This is a genomic window from Micromonospora sp. BL4, from assembly GCF_003667505.1.
Taxonomy (GTDB): Bacteria; Actinomycetota; Actinomycetes; order Mycobacteriales; family Micromonosporaceae; genus Micromonospora.
Genome location: NZ_RCVJ01000247.1, coordinates 1 through 8,421 on the forward strand (window position 1 = coordinate 1; position 8,421 = coordinate 8,421).

An 8,421-nucleotide genomic window follows, 5' to 3' on the forward strand; every position below is an offset into this window, starting at 1 on the left:
CGTCAGGAATCGCGTTCCCGGTGACGCGAACCTCTTGATCACCCCGGCGGGGGTGGGGCGGGAGGGGAGATGCGGAAGGGGCGCGCCGGCATCGCCGGCGCGCCCCTTTCCGCGTTGTCGGGGTGTCACATGTTCGCGACGTCGCCCTGCTTGGCGCGGACGGCCTCGGCGGCAGCCAGCAGGCTGGCCCGCTCGTCGGCGTCCAGGTCGGTCTCGACGACCCGCTTGACGCCCTGGGCGCCGATCTCGGCCTCGACTCCCAGGTAGACGCCGTCAATGCCGTACTCGCCGTCGACCCAGGCGCAGACCGGCATGACCTCGCCGGAGTCCTCGGCGACGGCCTTCGCCATCCGGGCCGCCGCGGCGGACGGGGCGTAGTACGCCGAACCGGTCTTGAGCAGCGCGACAACCTCGGCGCCACCGTTGCGGGTCTTGACGACCAGCTCCTCGATCTGCTCGGCCGGCATCGCCTCGCGCAGCGGCTTGCCGTTGACGGTGCTCTTCGACGGCACCGGGACCATGGTGTCGCCGTGCGAGCCCAGGGTCAGCGTGCGGACCGACGCGACCGGCACGTTCAGCGCCTCGGCGACGAAGTTGCTGAACCGGGCGGTGTCCAGCATGCCGGCCTGGCCGAGCACCCGGTTCTTCGGGAACTGGGTGGCGAGCTGCGCCAGCGCGGTCATCTCGTCCAGCGGGTTGGAGACCACGATGACGACGGCGTTGGGGGCGTACTTGGCGACGTTCTCGGCGACCTGCCGCACGATCTTGGCGTTGGTCTCCAGCAGATCCATCCGGCTCATGCCCGGCTTGCGGGGCAGGCCAGCGGTGATCACCACGACGTCGGAGCCCTCGATGGCCTCGTAGCCCTCGCCGTTCGGGCCGGTGGTCACGCCGACCACCTTGGTCTCGAAGCCCTCGATGGCCCGCGACTGGTTGAGGTCGAGTGCGAGACCCGCGGGCTTGCCCTCCACGATGTCGGTGATCACTACGGTGTCGAAGACGTCGTACTCGGCCAGGCGCTGTGCGGTGGTGGAGCCGTAGAAGCCAGCCCCGACGACAGTGACCTTCTTACCCATGGTCGTCCCACTCCCTGATACCAGTCGGTTTTCCGGACCGTATCAGTCATCCTGGCACCGATCCGGCCAGGGGCGGACGGTTACGGCCTGGTCAGGCCAGGAAGGGCCCCTTTTCCGCACGAGGCGTCGGCAAGGTGCCCTTCCTAACACTTCAGCCGCGTTCGGCCCGTTCGACGACGTTGCTGAGCAGCATGGCCCGGGTCATCGGGCCGACGCCGCCGGGCATCGGGACCAGCGCGCCGGCCGTCTCGGCCACCCCCGGGTCCACGTCGCCGGTGTAGCGGCCCTTGCCGTCCGGGCCGATCACCCGGGTGATGCCGACGTCCACCACCACCGCGCCAGGGTTGATCATGTCGGCGGTGAGCAGGCCCGGTACGCCGGCCGCGACGATGACGATGTCCGCGGCCCGGGTGTGCGAGGCGAGGTCGAGCGTGCCGGTGTGGCAGAGGGTGACGGTGGCGTTCTCACTGCGCCGGGTGAGCAGCAGACCGAGCGGGCGGCCGACGGTGTTGCCTCGGCCGACCACCGCGACGGTGGCGCCGCGCAGCGCCACGTCGTGCCGGCGGAGCAGTTCCACGATGCCGCGCGGCGTGCAGGGCAGCGGGCCGTCGTAGCCGAGGACGAGCCGGCCCAGGTTGACCGGGTGCAGGCCGTCGGCGTCCTTGGCCGGGTCGATCAGTTCCAGCACCCGCTGGGTGTCCAGGTGGGCCGGCAGCGGCAGCTGGACGATGTAGCCGTGGCACGCCGGGTCGGCGTTCAGCTCGGCCAGCACGGCGTCGACCTGTTCCTGGGTGGCGTCGGCCGGCAGCTCCCGGCGGATCGAGGCGATGCCCACCTCGGCGCAGTCCCGGTGCTTGCCGTTGACGTACGCCTGGCTGCCCGGGTCCGCCCCGACCAGGACCGTGCCCAGCCCGGGGATGATGCCGCGCTCCGCGAGCGCCTTCACCCGTATCCGCAGCTCGTCCTTGATTTCCGCCGCGGTCGCCTTGCCGTCCAGAAGCGTCGCTGTCACGACCAGATCGTCTCACGGCCGCCGCCGGCCGTTCGGACGACCTGAGTCCGGGCCCTGTTGCCGAGATCCCTGCCACTCGCCTCCGGTCACGAAACGTGACGTGTCGCTAGTCACTCTCAGTGACGTTTTGTGGAGCTGATCACCACCGGACCGGACAGGCCGGCACACCGGGATGCGAAGACGGCGTTCAACCCAGAGCGGGCCAGCGAGGGCCGAGACGCCACACCGGGCGAGAAATCGACCCGCGAAAAGGCAGGTCGGTCCGGTTAAGCCCGGTCTGGGGTAGCAGGCCTGCCCGCACTCGGCAAGGAAAGCCATCCCGGACCGTTATGCAGCCGCAACCGGCTCGTTGCCGAAGGCGGTCGCCCGACCTACCGTTACCGCTTGTTGCGCAGCGTAAACCCAGCGTCGGGCTTGACTGCGCAGCGTGAGGAGATGAGGAGGCTCAATGCGAGTTCGTAGACTCGCCGCCTGGACCGCCCTCCCGCTCGCGGTGACGCTGGGCCTCGCGGCCTGCGGCAGCGGCGGAGACGGTGGGTCCAGCAGCGGTAGTTCGGCTGTCAGCATCCAGATCGCGGAACCGAAGCACCTGGTTCCCACCAACACCACCGAGACGTCCGGCGCGCAGGTGCTCACCGGCCTGTTCGCCCCGCTCGTGGACTACGACGCCCAGAACAAGCCGTACGAGGTCGCGGCCGACTCCGTGACGTCGTCGGACAACAAGGTCTGGACGGTCAAGCTCAAGGACGGTTACACCTTCCACAACGGTGAGAAGGTCACGGCCGAGGACTACGTCAACGCCTGGAACTACGGCGCGTACGCCCCCAACGGGCAGGACAGCAACTACTTCTTCGAGAAGATCGCTGGCTACGCCGACCTGCAGGGCAAGGCGCCGAAGGCCAAGGAGATGTCCGGCCTGAAGAAGGTCGACGACCTGACCTTCCAGGTGACGCTCTCCGAGCCGTACATCGACTTCCGGACGATGCTCGGCTACACCGCGTTCTACCCGATGCCGGATGCCGCGTTCTCCGCCCCGGGCGTGCTCAAGGACTCCTACGAGCAGGCGCCGATCGGGCAGGGCCCCTTCAAGATGAAGGGCACCTGGCAGCACGACAGCAAGATCGAGGTCGAGCGGTACGACGCGTACCCGGGCGAGAAGCCCAAGGTGAAGGACATCGAGTTCCGGATCTACCAGCAGCTCACCGCGGCCTACGCGGACGTTCAGGCGGACAACCTGGACGTGCTGCCGACGATCCCGACCGAGAGCCTGAGCACCGCCCCGGCCGACCTGGGTGACCGGTACAAGACCAGCCCGATGTCGTCGTTCCAGTTCCTCGCGTTCCCGACGTTCGACAAGGACTACAGCAACCCGGACGTGCGCAAGGCCATCTCGATGGCGATCGACCGGGACGAGATCACCAAGTCGGTCTTCAAGGGTTCGCAGCAGTCGGCCCGCTCGTTCGTCTCGCCGGTGCTGCCGGGCTACCGGGACAACACCGCTGGTGCGGCCGGGGAGTTCAACCCGACCGAGGCCAAGAAGCTCTACCAGGCCGCTGGCGGCCCGTCGAAGATCGTCATTTCCTACAACGGCGACGGCGGCCACAAGGACTGGGTCGACGCCACGGTCAACCAGCTGAAGGCCAACCTGGGTGTCGACGTCGTCGGCTCGGCCGAGCCGAAGTTCGCCGACCTGCTGACCAAGGTCGAGAAGAAGCAGCCGGTGGGCATGTTCCGGATGGGTTGGGTCATGGACTACCCGACCATGGAGGACTACCTCGGCCCGCTGTACAGCACCAACGGCTCGTCGAACTACTACGGCTACAGCAACCCGGAGTTCGACAAGCTCGTCAAGGAGGGTTCCGCCGCCAAGACGCAGGACGAGGCGATCGCCAAGTACCAGCAGGCGGAGGACATCCTGGCCAAGGACATGCCGGTGATCCCGCTCCGCTTCGGCGAGAACGTGTTCGGCCACTCCTCCAAGGTCAAGAACGTCGAGATGGACCTGTTCCAGCGGGTCAACCTCGTCAAGATCGAAGCGGCCAGCTGAGCTGACCATGGTGCGGGCCACCCGGGCGGAAACGCCCGGGTGGCCCGGACCGCGCTCACCGGGTCCGGACCACGGACCCGTTGGTAGCGCCGGCCTTCCCCGGGCCGGACGGCGGACATCCCGGATATTTCGGGTACGACCAGAGATGCCGTCTTGCGACCCTTTCGCACATTTCCGGAGAGACTGCTAAGCATGTTCCGCTACATCTTGCGGCGCCTACTGCAGATGGTCCTGGCGTTCTTCGGGACCACCCTGATCGTCTACGCGCTGATGTTCGCCGGCCAGGGCGACCCCATCCAGGCCCTCGCCGGCGAGCGGCCGGTGACCGAAGCCCAGCGGGCCTACCTGACCGAGAAGTACCACCTGGACGCCACCGGCGTCGGCGGCTTCTTCTACCGCTACTTCGACTACGTCAAGAGCCTGCTCCAGGGTGACCTCGGCCAGTCGCTGACCGGCCGCCAGATCGGCGACATCCTCCAGGCGGCCTGGCCGGTCACCGTGAAGCTGGCGCTCATCGCGCTAGCCGTGGCGATCATCTTCGGAGTCACCGCCGGCGTGATCGCCGGCATCCGCCGGGCCAGCATCTTCGACAACTCGACGCTGGTGCTGACCCTGCTGGTGCTGGGCATCCCGACCATCGTGCTGGCACCGCTCGCGCAGTACTTCCTGGGCGTCAGGTGGCAGCTCTTCCCGCCCACCGCCGGCTCCGAGCCGACGTTCTACGCGCTGCTGCTGCCGGGCATCGTGCTCGGCTCGCTGTCGCTGGCCACCGCGCTGCGGTTGACCCGCACCTCGGTGGCGGAGAACCTGCGCGCCGACTACGTCCGGACCGCCCGGTCCAAGGGCCTGGTCAAGCGCCGCATCGTCACCGTGCACGTGCTGCGGAACTCGCTCATCCCCGTGGTCACCTTCCTCGGTGTGGAGCTGGGCAACCTGATGAGCGGCGCGATCATCACCGAAGGCGTCTTCAACATCCCCGGCGTGGGCTTCAACCTCTTCCGCGGCATCCGCACCGAGGACGGCCCCCTGGTGGTGGGCATCGTCAGCGTGCTCGTCGTGGTCTACCTGGTCTCGAACCTGGTGGTGGACGTCCTGTACGCCGTACTCGACCCGAGGATCCGCTATGAGTGACTTTGAAACTGTGGCGGCCACCGAGAACCAGGCCGCGCGGCGTGGTCCCTCGGGCGAGCCGGGCACGCCGAACCAGATCGGCGCGCCGAACAAGGCGCGCAGCCTGGCCGGGGACGCGTGGCGTGACCTGCGCCGCAACCCGATCTTCTGGATCTCGCTGGCGCTGGTCGTCGTGTTCACCCTGATGGCCCTGGTCCCCGGGGTGTTCACCGCCAACAGCCCGAACGACTGCCTGCTCTCCCGGCAGCACGCCGGACCGTCCGGAGGGGCCATCTTCGGGTACGACTTCCAGGGCTGCGACACGTACTCCCGGGCGGTCTACGGCACGCGTGCCTCGCTGCTGGTCGGCGCGCTCTCCGCGCTCGGCACCGGGATCATCGCGCTGGTGGTCGGCATGCTGGCCGGCTACTTCGGCCGCTGGGTCGACGCGGTGCTCTCCCGGGTGATCGACGTGGTGCTCGGCATCCCGCTGCTGCTGGCCGCGATCGTGCTGCTCAAGCGAGTGTCCAGCGACAGCGTGAACGCCCGGATCGCCGCGGTGATCTTCGTACTGGCCATTCTGGGCTGGACCACCGCCGCCCGAGTCGTGCGGTCCTCGGTGATCACCGCCAAGGAGCAGGACTACGTGGCGGCGGCCCGGATGCTCGGCGCCGGCCACGGCCGGATCATGTGGCGGCACATCCTGCCGAACTCGCTGGCCCCGGCCATCGTCGTGCTGACCATCGCGCTCGGCTCGTTCATCGCCGCCGAGGCGACGCTCTCGTTCCTCGGCATCGGCCTGAAGGCGCCGACCATCTCGTGGGGCCAGGACATCGACACCGGCCGCATCCACATGCGGGAGGCGGCCACGCCGCTGATCGTCCCGTCGGCCTTCCTCGCGCTGACCGTGCTGGCGTTCATCATGCTCGGCGACGCGATCCGTGACGCCTTCGACCCGAAGCTGCGGTGAAACTCCCATGACGCACTCCACCGTCCAACCCACGCCCGCCTCCGCCACGCCCGAGGGCGGCCACCTGCTGGAGCTCCGGGACCTGCACGTCGAGTTCCGGACCAACGAGGGTGTGGCCCGGGTGATCAACGGCGTGTCGTACCACCTCGACGCCGGGGAGACCCTCGCCGTGCTCGGCGAATCCGGCTCGGGCAAGTCGGTCACCGCCCAGGCGATCATGGGCATCCTGGACACCCCGCCCGCGGTCGTCCGCTCCGGCCAGATCCTCTACCAGGGTCAGGACCTGCTCACGCGTTCCGAGGAGCAGCGCCGGCAGGTCCGCGGCAAGGAGATCGCGATGATCTTCCAGGACGCCCTGTCCGCGCTGAACCCGGTCTTTCCGGTCGGCTGGCAGATCGGCGAGACGCTGCGCCAGCGCGCCGGCATGTCCCGGGCCGACGCCCGACGCCGCGCCATCGAGCTGATGGATCTGGTCAAGATCCCGGGCGCCGCGAAGCGGATCGGCGACTACCCGCACCAGTTCTCCGGAGGCATGCGGCAGCGCGTCATGATCGCCATGGCGCTGGCGCTGGACCCGAAGGTGCTGATCGCCGACGAGCCCACCACGGCGCTCGACGTCACCGTGCAGGCCCAGATCATGGACCTGCTGGCCGACCTGCGCCGGGACCTGAACATGGCGATGATCCTGATCACCCACGATCTCGGCGTCGTCGCCGGCGTCGCGGACCGGATCGCGGTCATGTACGCCGGCCGGATCGTCGAGCACGCCGACGTCCGCTCGCTGTACAAGGCGCCGGCCCACCCGTACACCAAGGGGTTGCTGGAGTCGATCCCGCGGATGGACGTCCGCGGCCAGGAACTGTCGACGATCAAGGGTCTCCCGCCGAACCTGATGCGGATCCCCTCCGGCTGCCCGTTCCACCCCCGGTGCCCGTACGTGCAGCAGGTCTGCGTGGACGTGGTGCCGCACGACCTGGTCCTCGGCGACGGCCGGACCAGCGAATGCCACTTCGCGCAGGAGGTCCGTGATGACAGCGCCCGCTAGCTCCACCAAGGTCCGGGGCGAGACCATCCTGTCCGTCGACAACCTGGTGAAGCACTTCCCGATCAGTCAGGGCGTGTTGTTCCAGCGGCAGATCGGCGCGGTCAAGGCCGTCGACGGCGTGAGCTTCGAGCTGCGCCGCGGTGAGACGCTGGGCGTGGTCGGTGAGTCCGGCTGCGGGAAGTCCACCCTCGCCCGGCTGCTGATGCGGCTGGAGACGCCCACCTCCGGGCGGGCCACCCTCGAGGGCAAGGACCTGTTCAAGGCGTCCGGGGCCGAGCTGCGCCGGCTGCGGCGCAACATGCAGATGGTCATGCAGGACCCGTACACCTCGCTGAACCCGCGGATGACCGTCGGCGACATCATCGGCGAGCCGTTCGAGATCCACCGCGACGCCGCACCGAAGGGCAGCCGGGACCGACGGGTCCAGGAGCTGCTGGACGTGGTCGGGCTCAACCCGGAGCACATCAACCGGTACCCGCACCAGTTCTCCGGCGGTCAGCGCCAGCGCATCGGCATCGCCCGGGCGCTCGCGCTGCGGCCCGAGGTGATCGTCTGCGACGAGCCGGTGTCGGCCCTGGACGTCTCCATCCAGGCCCAGGTCATCAACCTGCTGGAGCAGCTCCAGGACGAGTTCGGGCTCTCGTACATCTTCATCGCGCACGACCTGTCGGTGGTGCGGCACATCGCCGACCGGGTCGCCGTCATGTACCTCGGTCGGATCGTCGAGATCGGCACCGAGGACGAGATCTACGAGCGGGCCACCCACCCGTACACCCAGGCTCTGCTCTCGGCGGTGCCGGTGCCGGACCCGGAGGTACGCGATCAGCGCAACATGATCCGGCTGGTCGGCGACGTGCCCAGCCCGGCCGACCCGCCGAGCGGCTGCCACTTCCGGACCCGCTGCTGGAAGGCTCAGGACATCTGCGCCGTCGAGGACCCGCAGACCGTCCCCCGCGCCGCCGACCCGCACCCGTCCGCCTGCCACTTCGCCGAACTCCGCCCCGCAACCCCGTAACCCTGCCCCCTCCTGCCCGGGTCGATCATGGAGTTGTGGTGGCCGGCTTATCCGCCGACACCCCTTTTGCGAGGCACCACAACTCCATGATCGACGGGCTCGGGCGGGGCCCGGGGCCCGGGGCCCGGGGCACGGGGCCCGGGGGG

7 protein-coding genes are annotated in these 8,421 nt (G+C 68.9%); 5 read left to right on the top strand and 2 right to left on the bottom strand.

The window, feature by feature from the left end; all coding sequences use genetic code 11:
* Positions 1-125: 125 nt before the first annotated feature.
* Positions 126-1,076, bottom strand: coding sequence for a malate dehydrogenase (locus EAD89_RS29420; protein ID WP_121677960.1), 951 nt, complete (start codon positions 1,074-1,076; stop codon positions 126-128).
* A gap of 151 nt (positions 1,077-1,227) precedes the next feature.
* Positions 1,228-2,088 carry a bifunctional methylenetetrahydrofolate dehydrogenase/methenyltetrahydrofolate cyclohydrolase gene (locus EAD89_RS29425; RefSeq protein WP_121677961.1) on the bottom strand — a complete coding sequence of 287 codons (861 nt, stop codon included), beginning with the start codon at positions 2,086-2,088 and terminating at the stop codon, positions 1,228-1,230.
* 448 nt (positions 2,089-2,536) lie between these two features.
* Between EAD89_RS29425 and EAD89_RS29430 the strand changes: the two genes are divergently transcribed.
* The 5 genes from EAD89_RS29430 (at position 2,537) to EAD89_RS29450 (ending at position 8,275) form a co-directional block, all read left to right on the top strand.
* Positions 2,537-4,135, top strand: a complete 1,599-nt coding sequence (locus EAD89_RS29430; RefSeq protein WP_121656776.1) for an ABC transporter substrate-binding protein — start codon at positions 2,537-2,539, stop codon at positions 4,133-4,135.
* Between the two features lie 192 nt (positions 4,136-4,327).
* Positions 4,328-5,266 (top strand): ABC transporter permease, encoded by a 939-nt coding sequence (locus tag EAD89_RS29435; RefSeq protein ID WP_121656775.1) that lies wholly within the window; start codon positions 4,328-4,330, stop codon positions 5,264-5,266.
* On the top strand, positions 5,259-6,215 hold the full coding sequence (locus tag EAD89_RS29440) for an ABC transporter permease (protein WP_121656774.1): 957 nt from the start codon (positions 5,259-5,261) through the stop codon (positions 6,213-6,215). The genes EAD89_RS29435 and EAD89_RS29440 overlap by 8 nt, the downstream gene beginning before the upstream one ends.
* Positions 6,216-6,222: 7 nt before the next feature.
* Complete coding sequence (locus EAD89_RS29445) at positions 6,223-7,260, top strand: ABC transporter ATP-binding protein (protein WP_121656773.1); 1,038 nt, start codon at positions 6,223-6,225, stop codon at positions 7,258-7,260.
* Positions 7,244-8,275: an ABC transporter ATP-binding protein gene (locus EAD89_RS29450; RefSeq protein ID WP_121677962.1), complete on the top strand. Its 1,032-nt coding sequence runs from the start codon at positions 7,244-7,246 to the stop codon at positions 8,273-8,275. The genes EAD89_RS29445 and EAD89_RS29450 overlap by 17 nt, the downstream gene beginning before the upstream one ends.
* Positions 8,276-8,421 lie beyond the last annotated feature (146 nt).

Coding starts and splice junctions, on each gene's coding strand:
- EAD89_RS29420 (WP_121677960.1), bottom strand. CDS start 1,076: ATGGGTAAGAAGGTCACTGTCGTCGGGGCTGGCTTCTACGGCTCCACC.
- EAD89_RS29430 (WP_121656776.1), top strand. CDS start 2,537: ATGCGAGTTCGTAGACTCGCCGCCTGGACCGCCCTCCCGCTCGCGGTG.
- EAD89_RS29435 (WP_121656775.1), top strand. CDS start 4,328: ATGTTCCGCTACATCTTGCGGCGCCTACTGCAGATGGTCCTGGCGTTC.
- EAD89_RS29440 (WP_121656774.1), top strand. CDS start 5,259: ATGAGTGACTTTGAAACTGTGGCGGCCACCGAGAACCAGGCCGCGCGG.
- EAD89_RS29445 (WP_121656773.1), top strand. CDS start 6,223: ATGACGCACTCCACCGTCCAACCCACGCCCGCCTCCGCCACGCCCGAG.
- EAD89_RS29450 (WP_121677962.1), top strand. CDS start 7,244: ATGACAGCGCCCGCTAGCTCCACCAAGGTCCGGGGCGAGACCATCCTG.